Genomic DNA, 19,853 nt, shown 5'->3' on the forward strand with positions numbered 1-19,853 from the left:
ACCGCACGGCGGGAGCCTCCCCCAAGGAGAGGCCCCGCCACCAGCAGCTACGGCTTCGTGTAGCTGATGTTCAGCGAGTACGTGCCAGCGGCGTAGCCACGCACCTGGACGTAGGCGCTCGTCTGGCCCGAGGGCACGGTGAGCTCGCACGTCTCGGCCGCGCCGCCGAGGAACGGACGGCAGTTGTACGCGGTCGTCGTGGGCGCCGCGCCGAAGCGGACGTACAGGTCCGGGTCACCCGTGCCCGTCATCACCACCTTGAACGTGGTGCCGGCCAACACCGTGTAGGGGCCGAAGTTCGCCGTGCCATTGCGAGCGATGCTGCCCGAGCGCGTGTCCGTGGCGGGCGTGCCCGTCGGCGGAGGAGGCGGGTTGGTGCCCGGCGCGCCGTAGAGCGCCTGGGCGCCCTGGATGTCCTTGGCCGTCAGCACCAGGTCCCCCGTCTGCGAACCGTTGCAGTGCGGGTAGTGCATGACGGACGCGGAGTCGTACGTCGTCAGTGCGCGCCAGCTGTTGTCCTCGAAGCAGGTGCCCGACTCGGGGCGGGTGTGCTCGTGGCGGAAGCCCAGCGTGTGGCCCAGTTCGTGACGGATGATGCCCAGCAGCGTCACCGGCGGGCTGCCGCCCCACGCCGTGTTGTCGATGAGCACGTTGCGGTACGCGCGCGACTCATTCGGGAAGAAGGCGCGGGCCATGTACTGGCCACCCGAGTTCACCGGGCGCACGTCGAACACCACGTTGGTGTTGCTCGCGGTGCAGTTGGCGTCCTGCGAGCTCACGTAGACGAAGTCCACGTTCGCCACCTGCTCCCACGCGGCTGCCGCGTCGGCCAGCATCGTCACCGCGCGCGAGTAGTTGCTGCCGAACGTGGTGCTCACGCAGTAGGTGATGTTCTTCTTCTGCGTGTCGCTCCACTTCGCGTCCACGCCACCCGACGTGTGGACGATGAGCTGGCCGCTCTTCACGTTCTGCTCGTAGAACTCGCGCAGCGCCTTCTCCGAGGTGAACAGGGTGTCGCCGTCGGCGATGAAGACGCCCGTATCCGGCTCCTGGTACACGACGGAGAGGAACTGCTCCCACGTCATGCCCTGGCTGGTGGTCTCAGGGGCAGGAGTGGAGCCTTCGCCACCGCCGCAACCGGCGAGCAGCGCCAGGCCCGCGAGGGCGCCGACGAACTTGTGCTGGGACATGAACTTCCTTTTTCGATGGGGGAAAGCACCGGGACTGCATCACCCGGTGTTTCCCCTCATAGGGCAGGCGTCATGCCAACCACCAAGCTGTTGATGTAACTGGGTTTCTACGGAGGTCGAATGAATGGATGGGACGTCTAGACTCCATGCGTCATGGCTCGGGCGTAAAGAAACTTCGCAATCACGGGCCGCGAGGGTCATGACTTCGGGCAGTTGACGTGTTTGTTACATCTGTCCTGGTGGAGGACAGGGTGCCCGGAATCGCGACAGGGGCATCCGGGGCTCTCCCCGCGGGCCTTGTCCCCGGCCGCCGGAGTCTGAAGCGCGCGGCCAGCTCGGCAGCCGCGAGGCCCGCGTGCACAGGTCCTCCACGGGCACCACCAACGCCCACGCAACCCACGGGCCGCGTGAGCCTGTTCAACCGGGAGAAGTATCGATGCCATCACAGGTAAGAACGAGTGTTCCCCCAAGCAGGTGAGGAGGAGGCGAGAGCGGGAAAGGAGGCAGCGGCCAGAACGGAGCGGATGAAGCAGAGAACGCCGCGAGTGGACTGGGCCGAGTCGCTGAGGAGGACGTTCGACGTTCGACGTGTTCGCCTGTGTGAGGTGTGGAGGCCGCAGGAGGGTGCTGGCATACCTGACGGCCCCCGGTGGGGGCGCGCCATTCTGGAGCACCTGGCATTGCCCTCGCGGCCTGCAAAGCGGGCCCCGGCACAGGGTCCACCCCAGAGCGCGTGGTGTTGAGCCCAAGCACCCACAGTGACCTGGAAGCCCACGCCCCTGCGGCATGCCGCCTGGCTGGACCGCTTGGGCCGGCATGTGCCCCGAGGGGCGGCACAGCCTCTGCTCCGGCCCGGCGCACAGCCCGCGTGTCACCCTCCAGCGGCCCTTCTTGGCCCCTCTTCACCAACCCGCCGCCCTCAACAGGGCTCCTATCCGTCCTATACTTCACCACCTACCCATTGCTTCATGCGCAGCCGGAACGCGAACATCACAAACTCAACGAAGGAGGGGGAATGTCCCGAACACAACCATGGCTTGCAATGGCGTTGGTAGCGCTCGTGTCCTGCAGCAGTGCGACCGAGGAGGGGCGTAAGGACAACTTTGAATGTGGCATCCCCACCGAGGAGGACCGCAGCAAGGCAACATACTGTGATGGCGCCAACGAGAGGTGCGTCTGCTCCACGAGGAGGTGTGCCGTTCCGGTGAAGCCGGGCAGTGGTGAGTGCTCCAGCTCAGGCTATGCGTACCGGTTCGAGCCGAAGGACTGTGTGGATGCGGGCGACCTGCGCACGGCTCTCCAACGCAACGACCACACCAACTTCTGCCCGGACCAGGCTCCCCAGCTTCCACTTTGCGGTGACGGCTCGGATGCGGGGGTCTGTGGCGCCGAGCAACTCTGTCTCTGTGGGGTGAAGCCGGAGAGCCCCGCGCTGGCACATGGCGCTCGCCGCTGTATTGGAAGGAGCCCTACCAGCGAGTGTCCCCTGGGCTGGCGCTACTCTTCCAGCGGAGAGTGCGTCGAGGGACCGACCTCGGAACAGAACCTCATCCTTCGCTCCGCGAGCGACCCCGTCTGTCCGGAGCTGGAGCTGTATCCAAGCCGCTGCGGAGTGCCAGGGGCGCTGGGCAACCGAGCCTGCGCCTCCGACCAGTTCTGCCTCTGTGGCCTCCGCGACAGCGCCAGCGGCACGCTCGGAGTGTCCAGCTACACCTGCGTGCGGCAGAGCGTGCGGTGTCTCCGCGCGAATGGGCAGCCAGGGTTGGAAGACCGGGATGGAACGTGCGTGGGCATCGAACCCACCGACCTGGTTCTCTTGCGTCCGGGTGAACAGGCCTGTCCAGGAACCGCTCCGGGAGACCTGTTTCCCGACGCGGGCACGTCCCTGGACGCGGGAGGGACGCCATGAAGCTCCTGCGCCCCTGCTTCCTCGTTCTTGCCGTGCTCGGGTGGGCCCCAGCAGTCGAGGCACAGGCTCCCGCGGAGCTGAGTGTCACGCTGGCCTCGAACGCAGCTCAGCGGGACACCATCAAGCTGCCCGTGAACTACCTGGCCTGCAAGCCTGTCTCGGGGGTCGTTGATTTTCAGCCCGATGCGAACACGCTCAAACTCAAGGCGCCAGATGACCTGACGGCAGCGGTGGAAATCGAGGCCAGCGTCGCCGCGCATGGTGCTGCCGCGTCGCGTTGTAGCGCGGGGACCCCGCAGAAGGTCAGACTCCGCCTGCTGCGCCCGGTACTCCGCAACAGCGAGCTGCCCCTCACGGAGATGGCCTTCGACTGGTCATCCAGCCAGCCGGAACAACTCCGGCTGCTGGCCCGGTCGTTGCTGGCTGTGAGCAACGCCCTGCTTCGTGAAGGAATGGGTCTGGAGGTGGTCGGCAGCCCCGCGCAAGGTCGCTGGACGGGCCCCTGCGACTCCATGCGGAATGTCTGCACCTTCGCCATCAACGCCCCCTTTGACTGGAAGATTCACCCCTCCTTCGATGTGCGGATCGTCCCGGTTGACTTCAACCCAGCCCAGCTGGCCAACGCCCCCGTCTATCGCGCCGAGGACGGACAGGCGTACCTCTCAACGGACTTCGACGCGCGCAAGTTGAACAACTGGCTGGCGCGCGACCTTCGAGCCGCCGTTCGCCTCGATGTGAAGGACGCCGACGTAGATAAAGCCAACCAGAAGGCGAACGTCGCTCTGCAGCACGATCTCCTCCGGTTCCTGCAGTACACGCGCTACGCGTGCGCCAGGCCCTCGGAGCCCAATTGTGCCAATCTGGTGCGAGCCGATGCACCTTCTCCCGCGGCACGCGTCGAGCTGAGCCTGACGAATGCCGTTGTGAAAGATCAGTTCATCAGCGCAAGCGGAAGCGTGGAACTGGCCCCCATTCCATTCGCGCCCGCGGTCAAGCTCGTGGACGCGGCGTTCAGCTCGCTGGCCTTCAGCGACGTCACCCTGTCCATTGCGCACGTGGCTTGTGATTACAACCTCCAGCAAGTCAACCGGGTCTTCGGCGGTCTCAAGGACGGGTGGGTGTTCTACCGCGTGACGACCCCGGAAGGATGCGCTGAGCCGAGAAACTGGCGCGTGGAGACACAGGATGCACGGCTCAGGTTTGACCAGGTCCGTTGGTACAACTCACCGGGCGTCCTGGGGCTCCGCTTCTCCATCCCCGACGTCGATGCAGCCGCCTCCGTGCCCCTGACCTTCAAGACCGAGGCAAGCAGCGAGGTACGGGCGACAGCACTGCTCCAGATTGGCGCGCCCATCCGGTGGGAGCCGGCCAGTGTCACCGTGGCGCCCGACACCGCCCCTCTGCCGGGCCCGGGGCTCATCGCCCTCCGCAAGCCGAGCCAGGTCTCCGTTGCAACCGCGTTTCCCGAGCAGTGGCGGGTCGAGATTGAGTCCAATACGGTCGAGGCCTGCGAGCAAGGCGGAGTCTCGGAGAGAGGCTATCCGCAGACGCGTCTCGACGTGAACGGACAGCTGTGTCTGAAAGGGCGTCAGGAATCGGATACAGCACCCGTGATGCGGCTCAACCTGGACTGGGCCACGTCCCAGTTCGCCGTGCCTGGGAGCGAATCGCTCTTCACCTCCCTGGCAAGCCAGGGTGCGCCCCTGGGGTTGGGGCACCGCCAGGTCAGCCTGCCCTTCAAGCCGAAGGTCCTCCGCCTCGCCTATCCCCTGCGGGAATTGGTCTATCTCACGTGCCCTCGTACGTGGGGCAGCCGGCCGAACCCGGCTGACGGCAAGCCAGGGGTGACCTACGTGTCGTCCAATAGCGGCATCCGGGCCGTTGAAATCTCGAGCCTCACAGAACGCAGAAGCTGCGCGCTGCGCTTCGAGCTCCCCCTGACCCTGGATGAGCAGACCCGGCTCCGGAAACTCGTCGAGAAACGAAATGCGGCAACGAGAAGCTGTCACGGGTCCTGCGCCAAGGGGTATGAAAGCGCCTTCGATGATGCGGTGAGGGATATCAACAAGGTGGAACGCGAAGTGTTCGAGCGGCAGATGGAACACTACGGCCCGCAAAGATTCATCATCAAGCTCGAGACTTCATCCGACGGCAAGGCGTTCACGGACGTTCCCGTCGCGAGCAAGGAAATCCTTCTCTCGAAGGAAACGAAATTCGACGAACTCCAGAATGCCTGGTTGGCCTTTGACGAAGTGGAGGAGGACGTCGTGGACGTTGTCTGGGAGGTCGACCTCCTCCAGGGAGACGAGAAGCGCGTTCCTGAATATGGCGAGGTCAAGCTGACGCTCTCCCATGCGGAAGCACCGGGTGCCTATCTTCCCGCCACGCCGGGAGGTACGACCAATCTGACCCCCTTCGCCGTTCATGTCCGGCGGATGCCGGACCGTTTGGTTCTTCCTGGGTTTGCCTACGAGCGTGCGTCCGGAAGGGGGCCGCGAATGTACCTGAGCCTGCAAATCCCCCTGGGGCTGTTGCGCGTGAACAACACGGGTCATTCCGCCGACACCTCCAGCGAGGCCGCGCGAATGGAAACCGCGGTCTTCGGTGCCGGCGGCGTGTTCACGTTGGAAATCTGGGACTTCAACCAGAACGAGCCCTGGAGCCCGATTTTCAACCCGCAGCTCAACTTCGGTGTCTTGCTCAACTCCGCCTTGGGAGACCTCGCGAAACTGGAGCGGCCCCGCGTCTCGTTCATATCGGGAGTAGCGCTGCGGTTGCCGGGAGGAACGAAGCCTGACGGCACGGCGGAGTCGAGCCTCTCACTGCTCCTCTGGTACGAGTGGACCCGCGGCCAGGTTCAGGGCTGGCAGAGCGGGGTCCTCTTCGGCCTGGGCGTCAAGTTCGGCTCTCTGGGAAGCTGAGCACAGGTGGAAGGGAGCACCGGGCGGCGGGTTCGAGGCCCGCCGCCCGGTGCCACGACTACCGCACCGTACCGTTGAGGACGCCGAGCGTGGCCGGGCCCAGCGCCCAGTCGCTCGCGGTGTCACTGTCCCCGGGCAACACGCGGCCCACCGTCGTCGTCTTGGTGCCACCGATAGGGAAGGCGGAGCCCCAGTCGAAGGAGACGTCAAAGGCGCTCGGGAAGGAGTTGTACGTGCAGGGCACGCCGTTGCAGTCGGACGGGGACCACTGCCCTTCCGCCTGGCGCGCCTGGAGCTGGACGGGATAGGCGGGGATGGGGGTGAAGCCCGGGATGACGGCGGCAAGGGCGTCCAGGGTGTTGCCCATCTGGTCCCGGATGCGGTGCACTCGCTGCCCTCCGCTGATGCCGAAGGTGCCACCCTGGAAGTCCCAGGCCGTGTCGTAGTTCGACGCGTACTGGGCCTGGGGCCAGGCCGTCTTGCTCGTGAGCTCCGAGCCCGGAGCGTCCACCCCGGGCGTCACCCGGTCCGGGTTGAAGTGGATGACGATGAGGTCACCCTCGAGCACCTCCACGTCCGGAAGGGTCGCCAGGGGGGTGGCGCTGGCGGCGTCCACGACGGTGATGCCCTCCGTGCTGCCGCTCTGGAGCACGACGAGCTCCATCAAATCCCGCTGGTTGGCGACACCGGGCGCAATCTCGGTGATGCGCAGCGCGGCGGGCGTCTTCCAGCCCCGGAAGTTGCCGGTGCGGCTCGTCGGTTCCACGCCGGTGCCCGCGTTGTCACGCACCGTGGACGCCACCGTCACGGTGTAGAACTGGCGGGGCACCTGGGCGCTGGTTTCGAGCCGCACCTCGCGGTTGCCGGGGGCGCTGGCGCCCGTGACAGTCAACCCGGCGATGGAGAACTGGCTGCCATCGGCCAGGACGCTGGCCGGGTCGATGCGCCGGTCGAGGCGGACGATGACCGACTCCGGGCCGGCGGCCTGCGCACCCGTCACCCGGGGCCCCGGGCACGTCGACGAGACCAGTTGCTGCGGCGCCCACACGGAAGGCTGGGTGAGCGGCGTCCCCGTCCCCGTCGAGAAGAACCACAGCGGCGAGACGATGCTCACCGTGCAGCCCTGGACCAGGTCGAGCTGGTCCCTCACCGTCTCCACCACGCGCAGCCGGAAGTTGAAGGAGCTCGGGGAGCCCGCGGGCACGCCGGCCGTCACCAGCGGCGCCTGCTCGTGGCCGGCGCCCGCCAGGGAGAATGGGCCGTTGAGGGTGCCCGTGAGGGCGATGAGCTCCGACTCGTAGGCTGGCAGGAAGGCGGGCAGGTCCACCTGGCTCACGTCCTGGGCGAACCCCGTCAGCACATCGCCGGTGCCCAGCACGCCGTAGCCGGAGAGGGTTGCTCGCACCATGCCTTGGCCACGCGCTTGTTGGAGACGAGGATGCTCACGCGCATGCCGGCCTGGGGCACGGAGCTCAGCACCGCCGGGTCCACCTCCACGAAGAGGGCCGGGCCGCTGCGCTCCGCCTGGAGGAAGAAGCCCGCCGGGTCATTGGCGAGGGTGCCCACGCCCGGCTTGACGAAGGTGATGTAGGCCCCGTCGACGCGCAGGTCCACCGGGCCGTCCGCCGCGGCGCGCACAGCGGCAATCTGCGCCGAGGCGGACTCGCCGGTGGAGTTCGGCAGCACGTTCCCCCAAGCAGGTGAGGAGGAGGCGAGAGCGGGAAAGGAGGCAGCGGCCAGAACGGAGCGGATGAAGCAGAGAACGCCGCGAGTGGACTGGGCCGAGTCGCTGAGGAGGACGTTCGACGTTCGACGTGTTCGCCTGCGTGAGGTGTGGAGGCCGCAGGAGGGTGCTGGCATACCTGACGGCCCCCGGTGGGGGCGCGCCATTCTGGAGCACCTGGCATTGCCCTCGCGGCCTGCAAAGCGGGCCCCGGCACAGGGTCCACCCCAGAGCGCGTGGTGTTGAGCCCAAGCGCCCACAGTGACCTGGAAGCCCACGCCCCTGCGGCATGCCGCCTGGCTGGACCGCTTGGGCCGGCATGTGCCCCGAGGGGCGGCACAGCCTCTGCTCCGGCCCGGCGCACAGCCCGCGTGTTACCCTCCAGCGGCCCTTCTTGGCCCCTCTTCACCAACCCGCCGCCCTCAACAGGGCTCCTATCCGTCCTATACTTCGCGGACGGCGGGGAGTCGGGGGCGCTCGTCATCAGTGATGGTGTCGGCGACAGCCAGTGGAGCCAGCCGCCCGCCTTCCCGGATGGCGCCGCGGGCCTGGTGTCGACGGTGGACGACTACCTGGCCTTCGGCCAGATGATGCTGAACCAGGGACAGCACGGGCGCGAGCGCATCCTGTCGAGGCCCTCGGTCGAGCTGATGACGACCGACCACCTCACGCCCGAGCAGAAGGCCGTCTCCGGCTTCTTCCCAGGCTTCTTCGACAACACCGGCTGGGGCTTCGGCGTCTCCGTCGTCACCCGGCGAGATGATGTCTCGCTGGTGCCCGGGCGGTTCGGCTGGGATGGCGGCTATGGGACGTCATGGGCGTCGGACCCCCGGGAGGCCCTGGTCGGAATCCTGCTGACCCAGCGGGTGATGGACTCTCCCGAGCCCCCGGGGCCCTTCCGCGACTTCTGGACGCTGGCCTACTAGGCCATCGACGACTGATGGCCCGCCGCTTCCATGACGAGCCGCTCGTCGTCGTGCTCCGCCACCTGAAGGAAGCGCTCGGCGCGGGCACGGCGTGCATCGAAGTCCCCGACCCGGACCTGGGGCGCGGCTGTTATCCGGGGGAGCGCGTGGGGCCGCTCGGCGGGCTCGTGCACCGGCCGCTGCGAAGCTGGTGCGACCTGGCCGAGGGACTCGGCTGCCGGCTGCTCACCCCGCGCGCGGTGGACGACACGCATATCTCACTCACCTTCGAGCGGCTGGGCGCCGAGGCCTCCTGGCACGCGGGCGGAGCGTCCTCAGCGGAGGTGGAAGCACCCACGCGGGAGGAGCGCTACGGCGCGGGCTCGGAGTTCGCGCGGGTGCGCAAGCTGGAGGACGCGGGCTTCCTGCTGCCTTGGCTGGAGGCGCTCGGGCGCATCAAGCTGGACGCTGGCGCGCGGGTGCTGGACCTGGGTGTCAACCGGGGCGACGAGCTGGCCGCCTTCGCCTGGCTGGAGGGGATGCCGGACGTCACCTTCGTCGGCGTGGACCACGGCGCGAGCGCGCTCGCGGAAGCACGGGCGCGCTTCCCCGACGCGCGGCATGAGTTCGTGCTCGCGGACCTGAATGCGCTCCCGGCGGGGCTGGGGCGCTTCAGCCTGGTGCTGTCGGTGGGGACGCTGCAGAGCCCCGGGGTGGATGACCACGCACTGTTGCGACGGCTGGTGCAGGAGCACGTGGAGCCCCGGGCCGCGTTCGTCCTCGGCTTCCCCAACTCGCGCTTCCGGGATGGGGAAGTGGTCTACGGCGCCCGGGTGCGCAACCTGCGTGAGCCGGACCTGTCCCTGCTGGTGAAGAACCTGTCCTTCTATCGCCGCTATCTGCACCAGCACGGCTTCCGTACGTTCCTCGGCGGCAAGTACGACCTGCTGCTCACGGCGGTGCGCGGCGGCGACTGAGGCCCGGGCCTCGCTCCTGGACGCGCCCCTGAGTCATGGAGCGTCGTCGCGATTCGCGGGCCCTGAGGTGGAAGGGCGTTGCAGTTCCCAGACAGGGAAGTAGCACACGCCCTTGTGCACAAAGCCGCCCATGTTATCGCAGTCCTTCAGCTCCACAAGTAACTTCGCCCAGCAGCCGCCGTTGATTGCGACCAGTTCCTTGCCGGAACATCGCCCCTCACCATTGGGTCTACGCTGCTTTGGAAAGGGCTTCGGCGGCACCTCCGCCCGGATGGCAGGCCACATGGAGGGGACTCGCTCGGGCGCGACTGGGGCCGTCAGCGCTGTGTCTCCGACGGCGATCGTGCCGCCATCCTTCGCCTCTTCGCCCTCCGCGAGGTGCGGCTGCTCGGGCAGCTCGAAGGACCGCGTGCTCCACAGCACTCCCGCGCCCAGGGCCAGGGAGGCACCGAGGCTGGTCGCCACAAGCCCAGGCCACCTCGCCGCACGGGGAGGTGGCCGCACCGTGACGCGCTGGAGCGGAGGAAAGAGGCCCGCGGGCCTTGCCTCTTCCCCGGTGAAGAGCGGCACTTCCGCTTCAGGCCCCGCCTTCCGTGCGGCCCGCTCCAGTGCTTCGGCCACCTCCTCTGCACGGCCCCGCGCCTCTGGTTGCAGCGAGAGCATCCGGGACACCAGGGCGCTCAGCTCCGGCACGCAGCGGGCGTTGTGCGTGCTGGCGCTCCAGAGCGCCAGCTTCTCCGGGTGCCACAGCCAGGCGTCCTCGCCCCGCGGATGCGGCGAGGGCGGGTACTTGCCGGTGACGAGCCGGTAGGCGGTGATACCCAGGGCGAAGACGTCATCGGCGGGGCCGGGCGCATACGGGACGGGGGGAGGCTTACCGGGGCCCAGCACGAAGCCCCAGGCCTCGGGAGCGCGGTAGGCGGAAGTCCCAGGAGGCCACGAGTCCCACGTCAGGGTGGAAGCGCCCAGGAAGTGTCCGGAGCCGAAGTCCATGAGGAAGGGCTGGCCGTCCGCACTTCGCACGCGGATGTTCTCACCCTTCACATCGCGGTGGATGCCGCCTGCGGCGTGCGTGGCCTCCAACGCCCGCGCCACCCGGGCGAGGAGGTGCAGCACCTGCCGTGACGACGGGCGCTGCGCCGAGGCCCAGTCATAGAGGGCTGCGCCCTCTATCCACTCCATGACGAGCCAGGCGTAGGACGCGCCCTCGCGGGGCTGCCACTGGCCGTGGTCGAGGAGGCGCGGAACCGCGGGATGGTGGATGCGGGAGAGCAGCTCGGCCTCACGGACGAAGCGCGCATCGCCGGGGTGCAGGGCCAGCTTGAGCGCCACGACGCCCTGAGTCCCGTCCACGCTCTCGGCTCGGTAGACGACGCCGAAGGTGCCCCGGCCGCACTGCTCCAGCAAGCGCCACCGGCCGATGAGAGTCCCCGAGGGCAGGCTTGCCGGATTGAGGGAGTTGGACTCCATGAAGTGCCTCGCAGGCGGTCCATTCCGCGTCCGGTCAGGCTACTCACAGGGTCGTCGATTCCCAAAGCAATCCGCCAGGTGGACCGTGGCATTTCGTTCCCCTGAGTCTTGCGGGGGCTCCCTCCACTGGCTCAGCGCAGCGTCGGGTAGTCCGTGTAGCCCTTCTCCTCGCCGGTGAAGAAGGTGGAGGCGTCCACCGGGTTGAGGGCGGCCTCGTGCCGGAAGCGCTCCGGCAGGTCCGGGTTGGCGAGGAACGGCACGCCGTACGCCACGAGATCCGCCTCGCCCAGGGCAATCGCTTCCTCGCCGGTCCGCGCGTCGTAGCCACCGTTGACGATGAACGCTCCCTGGAACGCCTTGCGCAGCAGCGGTGAGATGCGCTGCTCCGGGCTCGGCACGTCCTTTCCCGACACGGCCTCCGTCACGTGCAGGTAGCCGAGCCCCAACCGGCTCAGCTCGCGCGCCATATGGGTGAACGTCTCGGCCGGCGTGGAGTCCGTCACGCCTGCGTAGGGAAACGATTGCGGCGCCAGCCGGTACCCCACTCGCTCCGAGCCCCAGACGCCCACCACCGCGCGCGCCATCTCCAGCGGGAAGCGGGCCCGGTTCTCGATGCTGCCGCCGTACGCATCCGTGCGCTGGTTGGAGCCATCCCGCAGGAACTGGTCCAGGAGGTAGCCGTTGCTGCCGTGCAGCTCGACGCCATCGAAGCCCGCCTCCCGGGCGTTCTCGGCCGCGCGCCGGAACTGCTCGACGACGCCGGGCAGCTCCTCGGTCTCGAGCGCTCGCGGCGTCACGACGCGCTTCTTGCCCTGGAACGTGAAGACCTCGCCTTCGTACCCGATCGCCGAGGGAGCCACTGGCAAGCGGCCGTCATGGAAGTCCGGGTGCGAGACACGCCCCACGTGCCACAGCTGCGCGAAGAGGATTCCGCCCGCCGCGTGGACGGCCTCCGTCACCTTCCTCCAGCCCGCCACCTGCTCGGGCGAGTGCATGCCAGGCGTGCGGATGTACCCCACGCCCTGAGGGCTGACCTGGGTGGCCTCGGTGATGAGGAGCCCCGCGGAGGCGCGCTGCGCGTAGTAGGGCGCCGCCAGGGGGTTGGGCACATTGCCGTCGCCCACCGCCCGGCTGCGCGTCATGGGCGCCATCACCATCCGGTTCTTCAATTCGAGACGGCCGAGACGAAAGGGAGACAGCAGCTTCGAGGTGTTTGGCATGGCCAGGAAATGTCAGGGTCGCTATGGACGCGCCATGTCGTCCAGTCCAAAAGAATTTGCAGGGCGTCCAGAGGCGCTGGACGAGCAGAACTCGGATGTCCTCGCCGACGTGCTGGACACGATGCGCCTGTCGACCGTCATGTATGGCCGTTTCGAGCTGTGTGCCCCCTGGGGCATCCGGTTCTGCGAGCGCCCCGTCGCGCACATCGTCCTGCTCGCGCGCGGAAGCGCTCGCCTGGAAGTCGAGGGAGTCGAGGGCGCAGTCACCCTGTCGGCCGGAGACCTGGCCCTGCTTCCTCACGGCGGAGAGCACACGCTCCGCGACGCGGAAGGAAGTCCGTTCCACATCCTGGGGCAGGGCGAATGCAAGCGAACCCAGGGGGTGGGGCCGATACGGCTCGGTGGTGATGGCGAGCGCACCACCCTGGTCGCGGGCTCCTTCCGGCTCGGCACCGCGCCGCGCACGCTGCTGTTCGAGCGGCTCCCGCGCCTCATCCACGTCGCCGCGGATGCTCCGGCGATAGCCCCGTCGCTGGCGTCGACCGCTCAACTGCTCATCACCGAGAGTGCCTCGTCCAGCCCGGGGGCGACCGTCGTCATGAGCCGGCTCGCGGACATCCTGCTCGTGCAGGCCCTGCGGGCGCACATCGCGACAGGTCAGTGCGGGGAGAATGGGCTGTGCGCGCTCGCGGACCCCCAGATTCGAAAGGCCCTCTCGCTCCTCCACGAGAGACCCGCCGCCCCATGGACTGTCGAGAGCCTCGCATCGGCCGTCGCCCTCTCACGCTCCGGCTTCGCCGCCCGCTTCACCGCGCTCGTCGGAAAGCCGCCCCTGGAGTACCTCGCGCGGTGGCGGATGACGAAGGCCGCCCAGCTCCTTCGAGAGAGCGAGCTTCCGTTGAGCGAGCTCGCGGAGGCCAGCGGCTACCAGAGCGAGGCCTCGTTCAATCGGGCCTTCAAGCGCTGGGGAGGGAGCACCCCAGGGGCGTACCGGCGCGAACACCGCCGGGGAGGAGCCAGGAGCGTCCCCGCCGCCGAAGCCGCGGCCGCTACGGCACCTTCGGGGAGCTGAACTCGGGGAGCAGCTCTCCTGTGAGGGGGGATGCACGTCGTCACGTTCTCGTGCGGCATGGGGCCAACTTGGTGGAAGGACACATGAGTGCGTCGATGCCGACCCACACCCTCAACAGGCTTCCCAACTGCCCACTGGGCCTGCGAAGCGGGCCCCAGCACAGGGCCCACCGCAGTTGGCGGGGTGTTGAGGCTCAAGCAGTCGCGCTGCTCCAGAAGCTCACGCCCCTGCTGCCCCTTGCTGGAGGGGCGTCTGGGTTGGCGTGTGCCCAAAGGAGGCTGCACCGCCTCTTCCTCCGCCTGGCGCACAGCTCGGCGGCACCCGTCAGCGGCCCTCCTCGACCCCTCTGCATCAGCCCTCACCCTCAACACCCCTCCCATTCGTCCTATGCGTGGGCACGGAGCGGCGCGTCACGCGGAACACGACCCGCATGGCGTGATGCCACGAAATTCTGAGGCGCCATGAAACACGGCCCTGCCTCTCCCGTGCAGCATGGGCCGCGCGCGGCGAGGGTATCGGGCTTGCAGTCGCACGGCGGCGCGCGAACCGGGGCCGGACGACCTCGCTGCAGATGAGTCGGTGAGTCACATCCAACACCGCGAGAGGCAGGCCCCATGCGCAGCGCAGCCGTCATGCTCGGAACCATCGTCGTTGCACTCGCCCTGGGAGGAGCGCCCCGCGCCGAGGCCGCTCCCCAGGACACAGGCGTCACCCTCGGCCTGCGCGTCGGCCTCGGTCTGCCACTCGGCCGCCTGCAAGGTGGGGACGGCCACTACGACGTGCCGATGAGAAAGGTCGTCTCCGCCATCATCCCGACGCAACTCGACCTGGGAACCTTCCTCAGCTCGCGCATCTACGTGGGGGCGTCCTTCCAGTATGCCGTGGGGTTCCCCGCGGACGACTGCGTCCAGGGTTCGAGCTGCCTCGCGAGCGCGATGCGGTTCGGCATCAACATGAGCTACCACCTGCCGGTGTCAGACACCCTGAGCCCCTGGCTGGGACTGGGGGTCGGGTACGAGGTCTTCGCGCCCGACCAGTCCCCTTATGTCGTCGACCTCGAGCCCCGGAAGGTCAACAGCGCCTTCAATGGATTGGAGCTCGTCAACGTGCAGGGCGGCATCGACTTCGGCCTCGGTGGGCCCGCGTGGCTGGGCCCCTTCGTGACGCTCACGGTGGGCGAGTATTCGGACGTCAACGAAGAGGCGCTGCACTCCTGGCTCATCGGCGGCGTGCGCCTTCAGTTGCGTCACTGACCGGCGTGCGGGCCGGGTTCTGGGAAGGGGCTCAGGTGCGCGGCGCAGGCCGTAGATGCCCTGGCCCAGCTTCACGTCTCCGCGGCCTCCTGCCCGGCGCGAGGCGTGAGCGGGGCGGGCTCCCTCGCGGTGGCTCGCTGCGCGCTCAGTGCCAGCACCAGGAGGGTGCACAGCCGAGCTCGTGCAGTCCACCGCCACGCCCGCGCCATGCTCCATGCCATTGAGCGGCGAAGCGTGAGCGCCGTTCCGCCCGGCTCGCCATGAGACCCGGAGGCCAACAAGCGTCCGCTGCCGGGCGCTTGCCGAGACGGGAGCCTCGCCGGCCCGAATTCACTGGTGGTGGGCCGGTGATGAGGGGTGGGCTCATCCGCGCCCATGAACCCATCCTCTCCCCGAGCGCGTCCTGGCCGCCGTCCAGCCTTCGTCCGTGAGCGCGTGTGCTCCGCCGCGCTCGCGCTCCTCTGCGCCTGCGCGACGAAGGGCGCAACAGGCTCCGGCGGGGCGCGGACGAGCGTCTTCGTCGGAAGAATCCTCACCATGGATGAGCAGGGGACGCAGGCCGGGGCCGTCTCCGTGGACGAGCACGGCCGCATCCTGAAGGTGGGGACCGAGCAGGAGGTGTTGGACGGGCTCGACCCCCGAGCGCTGACGTTCGTGCGCCTGGAGCCCCAGCAGGTGCTGATGCCGGGCTTCATCGAACCGCACATGCACCTGCTGGCGGCGCTGCTATGTCCGGACGCAGCGGGAGCTGCTCCAGCCCACCCGGCCCGCCTGTGACGCCAGGACCGCGCCGCGCTGCAAGCTGCCGAAGTGGCTGGGGGCGAGCGGTATCAAGCTCTGGGTGGACGGCTCGACGCAGGGCTGCACCGCGCAGCTCGCGCCTCCCTCTCGGTACCGGGACACAGGGCACTGCAAGGGGGAGAACGAGGGCCGGTCCAACTACAAGAGCCCGAAGGACATCGCCGACAGCTTGAGGGGGCTCTGGCGGACGCGGGGCTGGCGTTTCCAACTACACGCCAACGGCAACGAGGCACAACAGTGGGCCGTCGACGTCATCGCGGAACTCCAGCGGGAGCGGGTCAATCCGCATCCGGTGCTGTTCATCCACCACACGGTGGGGACCGAGGACGTGGCCCGGAAGCTCTCCAGCCTGCGGGAGGGCACCTACGTCACGAGCGACGGGGCCGCCGTCCCCAGGGTGGACGCGCGGGTGACGCACCTCATTGGCCATGTGGCCTACTGGGGCGACTCTTTCGAGCGAATCCTGGGAGCGGAGGCGCGCAATCTCGACCCGATAGGGTTCGAGCGGCGGCACGGGATTCCCTTTTCCCTGCACAGCGACTCGACAGTGACGCCCCCTCGCCCGCTGTGGTTCGTGGAGCAGGCGGTGACGCGGCGCACCTGGGCCTATCCGGACTTCAAGAAGAGCTACGTGCTCGGCCCCGAGCATGCGGCGACGGTGGAGGAGGCGCTGCGCGCCATCACCCTGGAGCCCGCCCGTCAGCACGAACTGGAGGCGTGGCTGGGTGCCCCGAGGGGCGGCACAGCCTCTGCTCCGGCCCGGCGCACAGCCCGCGTGTCACCCTCCAGCGGCCCTTCTTGGCCCCTCTTCACCAACCCGCCGCCCTCAACAGGGCTCCTATCCGTCCTATACTTTGCGGCGCGGTTGCCTTCACGGCCAAGCTTGATCTCGCGCAGGGAACGCGTCGCTGCAACTGCTCCATCTGCACGAAGGCGCGAGCCTGGTTCGCAATCGTCAAAGCCGATGAACTGACACTCCAGAAAGGCGAGGAGCACCTGGCCGATTACAGCTGGACCCCGCCCGGTGGCCCCAAGGTCCATCTCCACTGCCGGTTCTGCAAGACATGCGGCATTCGCGCATTCGCACGAGGAGAGCAGGAAGACCTCGGCGGCACCTTCTATGCGATAGCCATCGCCGCGCTCGACGATATCGAGGTCGACAGCGACCAGCTTGCCAGCTCTATCACCTATGTCGAAGGGCGCCACGACGAGTACAGCAAGGCACCGGCCGACAAGCGCCTGATGTGACCGCGCCGCGGGGCTGGACGGCCGCCAGCCTCCGCGCGCAAGGACGCTTCTTCAGTTGTAGCAGATGCACCCCCCTCCGCGGTTGCAGAAGCCATACGAGAAGCCTGCTTCCGCGCAGAGCTGCTCGCAGTAGCCGGGGCATTCGACCATGAGGGGCCCCTCCTGCGGGGAGGAGACTGCCTGCGTGGCTCCGAACGACACGACAAAGCCAGCGGCAACGGCGAGCAATACCTGTCCTGCCTTCTTCACAGAGTCAAACATGGTGACCTCTCGGGGTTGGGTATGCAGTCGCTCGGGCGAAACGGACGCGCCCGTGGCTTGTCGGCTGGCGTGGCTCAGCCCTCGACGGAGGCGGAGTTCTCCGCCTCCTGCTGCGTCTCACTGCAGACCTGTGCGGGCGTATCGTCCTGCTGGGCCGGGTCCTGGGTCTTGGAAGTCATCCAGTCATGGGGCGGATAGCAGACGGTGTCGCACTCACCCCATCGACCACACGTGATGCGCGTGTTGGTTCCAATGATGCAGGTCGTGGAACAGGAAGCCTCACAGGTACAGGCGACCTCACACCGCTCGTAGGCCGAAGCGGCCGTGGGGGCGAGCGTCAGGACAGCAGCGGCGGACAGCAGGAACTTCAGTACTTTGCGCATGACTCCTCCATCAATGGGCCCATCACTGCCGGTGCACCAACAAGGTGAGCCGACGAGGTGGAAAATGATGCAGGAAATCTGCGGGGTGCCGGCCAGGGCCGGCTTCGTTGTTCGCCCATGGGACCGCGGGCTTCCCGGCCCGCGGTCCTTCGTGACTTCAGCAGCAGGCCCCGCTAGTCCTTCGTGCAGACGACGTCGTCGACCTGGAGGTGGTCGCGGTCGGCTTCGCTGCGGCCCGGGTAGAAGAACAGGCGCCAGTCACGCACGTTGCCCGTGAAGCGAAAGAACACCGGCTGCCACGCGTCGCTGTCGACGATGATGAAGTCGGTCGCCGGGCTCCATCCCGCGCTCGAGTAGCTGCGATGCCTGATGGTGCCGTGGCCCCGCACCCGGTACGAGCAGGAGTAGTTGCCGCTCGGGACGTTGAACTTCTCGAGCGAGAACCGCTCGGCGACCTGGATGGGGACCACGAACTGCAGCGCCGACGCGCCACCATGCACCGCGGTGGTGTAACGCACGAGGCGCGAAGGCTTGATTTCCGTGCCCGGGTCGGAGACGCCGTTGTCGACGCCGTACCAGTAGTCCGGGATGAGATGGTTGCCCTGGTAGGGGATGTTGTAGATGTTCCAGCTCTCGAAGCCACCATTGCGGATGATGTTCGCGGGGTGACCGGCGGAGACGCAGCGCCCGGTCGCCGTGTCGCAGGCCGGCAGCTCACCGACGCAGTCGTAGGTGGTGAAGCAGGCCCCCGGGGACAGCTCGCACACGCCACTCCTGGGGTTGCAGCTCGTCGCCGGGTGGTTGCACACGACGCCGGCGCAAGGGTCGCCCTCGATGCAGAGACGGCGGGCCGTATCGCAGACCGGCGTCTCCGGCGTCCCCGCGCAATCCGCATTGCGGGTGCAGCGGCCCTCCGCCACGACACACGTGTTCGTCTCGTCGCACGCCTGCCACTCGCTGCAGTCCGCGGCCTCATTGCAGCGACCGGCGAGCGGCTCGCAGGTCGCGGTGGCATTCACGCAGCGCTCCCAGGACTCGCAGCTGACCGCGTCACAGGGCTCGGCGGCCCGCGTGCAGCGCACGTCATCGATGCTCAGGTGCTCGCCGCTGGTGTTGCGGACGCTGAAGATGAGCTCGAAGGTGTCGAAGACGTCGCTGGTGAGGTTGAAGCTGTACGCCACCTGCGTCCACGTCGCGGTGTCGACGGAGGTGTAGGACGAGTAGCTGGAGTATTCGTCGTCGAAGAAGGCGTTCCGGACGTCACCGGTGCCCCGCGCCTGGAAGGTGCAGGAGTAGCGGCCAGCGGGCATCGACTTCGCCCCGGTGCTGAAGCGCCTGTGCGTGCCCGACGCGTTCGTCAGCCGGACCGCGTTCACGCCCTCGAAGGCGCTCGTGGTCACCTTCTGCACGCTGTCCGTCGTGATGTTCGACGCGCTCCCGAACCACAGCTCCGGAAGCGCGCCGGGCCACTCCTCGAAGCCCCAGTTGTCGATGACGCTCACCCCGGGCTCGCCGCCCCCGTCCGGCGTCTCACTGCCCGCGTCCGGCGTCTCACTGCCCGCGTCCGGCGTCTCACTGCCCGCGTCCGGCGTCTCACTGCCCGCGTCAGGCGTCTCACTCCCCGCGTCCGGGACTTCCGCGCCCGCGTCCGGCGTCTCGGTGCCGGCGTCCGGGGGCACTTCGCCGGCATCCGGGAGTTCCCCACCCGCGTCGGGCGTCTCGCTGCCAGCGTCCGGCGTTGCGTCGCCCGCGTCCGGCGTCCCTTCGCCCGCGTCCGGTCGCGTCTGGCCGGCGTCAGGAGTCACTCCGGGCTTCGATTCACCCCCGCAGGCGGCCACGAAGACCAGCAGCGCAGTCAGACACACTCGAAACAACGTCAAAGCAATCCTCCGGTTCGCGGGAACGGACTGCTCGTATCACACTTCCCTCGGGCGGGACCGGGCCGCCTCCCCGCGATGGCGCTGCGTCTGCCTCATGGCGTGGAAGAATTCTGAGAGTCCTACGCTTCCGTGATTCTTCCGCAACACCGCTGTCAGGCAGGGAGGACGGCGACCGCTTCGACTTCGAAGAGCATCCCGTCCAGCGCCAGCCGGGGGACGGGAATCAGCGTACAGGTCGGCTTCATGCCGCCGTTCCAGGCCGCGTCCAGCTCGGGGCCGATGATGCTGAGCTTCTCCTCCGTGTGGTCCACCACGAGCATCGTGAGCTTGGCGACATCGCCGACGCCGGCCCCCACGGACTCCAGGGCCGTGCGGATGTTCCGGAATGCCTGTCGCACCTGGAGCCGGAAGTCGGGCTGGAGCGCCCCGGTCTCACTCTCCCCACCCTGCCCCGCCAGGTAGATGAGCCGGGTGCCGGGCGCCACCTGCGCCACGTGCGAGAAGCCGTAGGGCGCCGGGTCGAACAGTCCCTTGGGATTCGTCAGGACCAGCGGCGACGTCTTCGAGGGCTCAGCGGTCTGTCCCATGATTCACCTGTATGGACTCTGGAGGCTACGTCTCCGGGTTCGGACCCGAATAT

15 protein-coding genes and 1 pseudogene are annotated in these 19,853 nt (G+C 68.1%); 8 read left to right on the forward strand and 8 right to left on the reverse strand.

From position 1 onward, the window contains the following. Nucleotides 1-47: 47 nt before the first annotated feature. On the reverse strand, nt 48-1,190 hold the full coding sequence (locus tag LXT23_RS40280) for a M57 family metalloprotease (protein ID WP_253985777.1): 1,143 nt from the start codon (nt 1,188-1,190) through the stop codon (nt 48-50). A 1,905-nt stretch (nt 1,191-3,095) separates the two neighbouring features. Here LXT23_RS40280 and LXT23_RS40285 point away from each other — a divergent pair. Beyond that, entirely contained in the window at nt 3,096-6,020 is a 2,925-nt protein-coding gene (locus LXT23_RS40285; protein ID WP_253985778.1) for a hypothetical protein, read from the forward strand. A 58-nt stretch (nt 6,021-6,078) separates the two neighbouring features. Here LXT23_RS40285 and LXT23_RS40290 read toward each other — a convergent pair whose 3' ends face one another. Together LXT23_RS40290 and LXT23_RS40295 are read right to left on the reverse strand one after the other, a co-directional pair. After that, nucleotides 6,079-7,428: a hypothetical protein gene (locus tag LXT23_RS40290; RefSeq protein WP_253985779.1), complete on the reverse strand. Its 1,350-nt coding sequence runs from the start codon at nt 7,426-7,428 to the stop codon at nt 6,079-6,081. After that, nucleotides 7,374-7,706, reverse strand: a complete 333-nt coding sequence (locus LXT23_RS40295; protein ID WP_253985780.1) for a hypothetical protein — start codon at nt 7,704-7,706, stop codon at nt 7,374-7,376. The genes LXT23_RS40290 and LXT23_RS40295 overlap by 55 nt, the downstream gene beginning before the upstream one ends. Nucleotides 7,707-8,114: 408 nt before the next feature. On the opposite strand from LXT23_RS40295, the gene LXT23_RS40300 reads away from it, so the two are divergent. Together LXT23_RS40300 and LXT23_RS40305 are read left to right on the forward strand one after the other, a co-directional pair. Next, on the forward strand, nt 8,115-8,669 hold the full coding sequence (locus LXT23_RS40300) for a serine hydrolase domain-containing protein (RefSeq protein WP_253985781.1): 555 nt from the start codon (nt 8,115-8,117) through the stop codon (nt 8,667-8,669). Nucleotides 8,670-8,683: 14 nt separating this feature from the next. Beyond that, the gene (locus tag LXT23_RS40305) at nt 8,684-9,625 is read left to right on the forward strand and encodes a class I SAM-dependent methyltransferase (RefSeq protein WP_253985782.1); all 942 of its coding nucleotides are present in this window, start codon (nt 8,684-8,686) and stop codon (nt 9,623-9,625) included. Between the two features lie 33 nt (nt 9,626-9,658). Here LXT23_RS40305 and LXT23_RS40310 read toward each other — a convergent pair whose 3' ends face one another. Continuing rightward, nucleotides 9,659-11,095 (reverse strand): serine/threonine protein kinase, encoded by a 1,437-nt coding sequence (locus LXT23_RS40310; protein WP_253985783.1) that lies wholly within the window; start codon nt 11,093-11,095, stop codon nt 9,659-9,661. A 131-nt stretch (nt 11,096-11,226) separates the two neighbouring features. Beyond that, a complete protein-coding gene (locus LXT23_RS40315) occupies nt 11,227-12,315 on the reverse strand; it encodes an alkene reductase (RefSeq protein ID WP_253985784.1) in 1,089 nt (362 codons plus the stop codon). Nucleotides 12,316-12,349: 34 nt separating this feature from the next. On the opposite strand from LXT23_RS40315, the gene LXT23_RS40320 reads away from it, so the two are divergent. The 5 genes and pseudogenes from LXT23_RS40320 (at nt 12,350) to LXT23_RS40340 (ending at nt 16,689) form a co-directional block, all read left to right on the forward strand. Then, nucleotides 12,350-13,387: an AraC family transcriptional regulator gene (locus LXT23_RS40320; protein WP_253985785.1), complete on the forward strand. Its 1,038-nt coding sequence runs from the start codon at nt 12,350-12,352 to the stop codon at nt 13,385-13,387. A 614-nt stretch (nt 13,388-14,001) separates the two neighbouring features. Continuing rightward, on the forward strand, nt 14,002-14,640 hold the full coding sequence (locus LXT23_RS40325; protein ID WP_253985786.1) for a hypothetical protein: 639 nt from the start codon (nt 14,002-14,004) through the stop codon (nt 14,638-14,640). Between the two features lie 537 nt (nt 14,641-15,177). Then, the gene (locus tag LXT23_RS40330; RefSeq protein WP_253985787.1) at nt 15,178-15,417 is read left to right on the forward strand and encodes a hypothetical protein; all 240 of its coding nucleotides are present in this window, start codon (nt 15,178-15,180) and stop codon (nt 15,415-15,417) included. 37 nt (nt 15,418-15,454) lie between these two features. Next, a pseudogene (locus LXT23_RS40335) lies at nt 15,455-16,147 on the forward strand (amidohydrolase family protein); the annotation flags it as partial. A gap of 92 nt (nt 16,148-16,239) precedes the next feature. After that, complete coding sequence (locus LXT23_RS40340; protein ID WP_253985788.1) at nt 16,240-16,689, forward strand: GFA family protein; 450 nt, start codon at nt 16,240-16,242, stop codon at nt 16,687-16,689. Between the two features lie 335 nt (nt 16,690-17,024). On the opposite strand, the gene LXT23_RS40345 is transcribed toward LXT23_RS40340, so the two are convergent. From LXT23_RS40345 to LXT23_RS40355, 3 genes are all read right to left on the reverse strand, one after another. Further along, nucleotides 17,025-17,333 carry a hypothetical protein gene (locus tag LXT23_RS40345; protein ID WP_253985789.1) on the reverse strand — a complete coding sequence of 103 codons (309 nt, stop codon included), beginning with the start codon at nt 17,331-17,333 and terminating at the stop codon, nt 17,025-17,027. 173 nt (nt 17,334-17,506) lie between these two features. Further along, nucleotides 17,507-19,138, reverse strand: a complete 1,632-nt coding sequence (locus tag LXT23_RS40350; protein WP_323379135.1) for an invertase recombinase-like protein — start codon at nt 19,136-19,138, stop codon at nt 17,507-17,509. A gap of 227 nt (nt 19,139-19,365) precedes the next feature. Beyond that, a complete protein-coding gene (locus LXT23_RS40355; RefSeq protein ID WP_253985790.1) occupies nt 19,366-19,800 on the reverse strand; it encodes a RidA family protein in 435 nt (144 codons plus the stop codon). Between the last annotated feature and the right edge of the window lie 53 nt (nt 19,801-19,853).

Origin of the sequence: Pyxidicoccus xibeiensis (assembly GCF_024198175.1) — a bacterium.
Classification (GTDB): domain Bacteria; phylum Myxococcota; class Myxococcia; order Myxococcales; family Myxococcaceae; genus Myxococcus; species Myxococcus xibeiensis.

Coding starts and splice junctions, on each gene's coding strand:
- LXT23_RS40280 (WP_253985777.1), bottom strand. CDS start 1,190: ATGTCCCAGCACAAGTTCGTCGGCGCCCTCGCGGGCCTGGCGCTGCTC.
- LXT23_RS40285 (WP_253985778.1), top strand. CDS start 3,096: ATGAAGCTCCTGCGCCCCTGCTTCCTCGTTCTTGCCGTGCTCGGGTGG.
- LXT23_RS40290 (WP_253985779.1), bottom strand. CDS start 7,428: ATGGTGCGAGCAACCCTCTCCGGCTACGGCGTGCTGGGCACCGGCGAT.
- LXT23_RS40305 (WP_253985782.1), top strand. CDS start 8,684: ATGGCCCGCCGCTTCCATGACGAGCCGCTCGTCGTCGTGCTCCGCCAC.
- LXT23_RS40310 (WP_253985783.1), bottom strand. CDS start 11,095: ATGGAGTCCAACTCCCTCAATCCGGCAAGCCTGCCCTCGGGGACTCTC.
- LXT23_RS40315 (WP_253985784.1), bottom strand. CDS start 12,315: ATGCCAAACACCTCGAAGCTGCTGTCTCCCTTTCGTCTCGGCCGTCTC.
- LXT23_RS40320 (WP_253985785.1), top strand. CDS start 12,350: ATGTCGTCCAGTCCAAAAGAATTTGCAGGGCGTCCAGAGGCGCTGGAC.
- LXT23_RS40325 (WP_253985786.1), top strand. CDS start 14,002: ATGCGCAGCGCAGCCGTCATGCTCGGAACCATCGTCGTTGCACTCGCC.
- LXT23_RS40330 (WP_253985787.1), top strand. CDS start 15,178: ATGGATGAGCAGGGGACGCAGGCCGGGGCCGTCTCCGTGGACGAGCAC.
- LXT23_RS40345 (WP_253985789.1), bottom strand. CDS start 17,333: ATGCGCAAAGTACTGAAGTTCCTGCTGTCCGCCGCTGCTGTCCTGACG.
- LXT23_RS40355 (WP_253985790.1), bottom strand. CDS start 19,800: ATGGGACAGACCGCTGAGCCCTCGAAGACGTCGCCGCTGGTCCTGACG.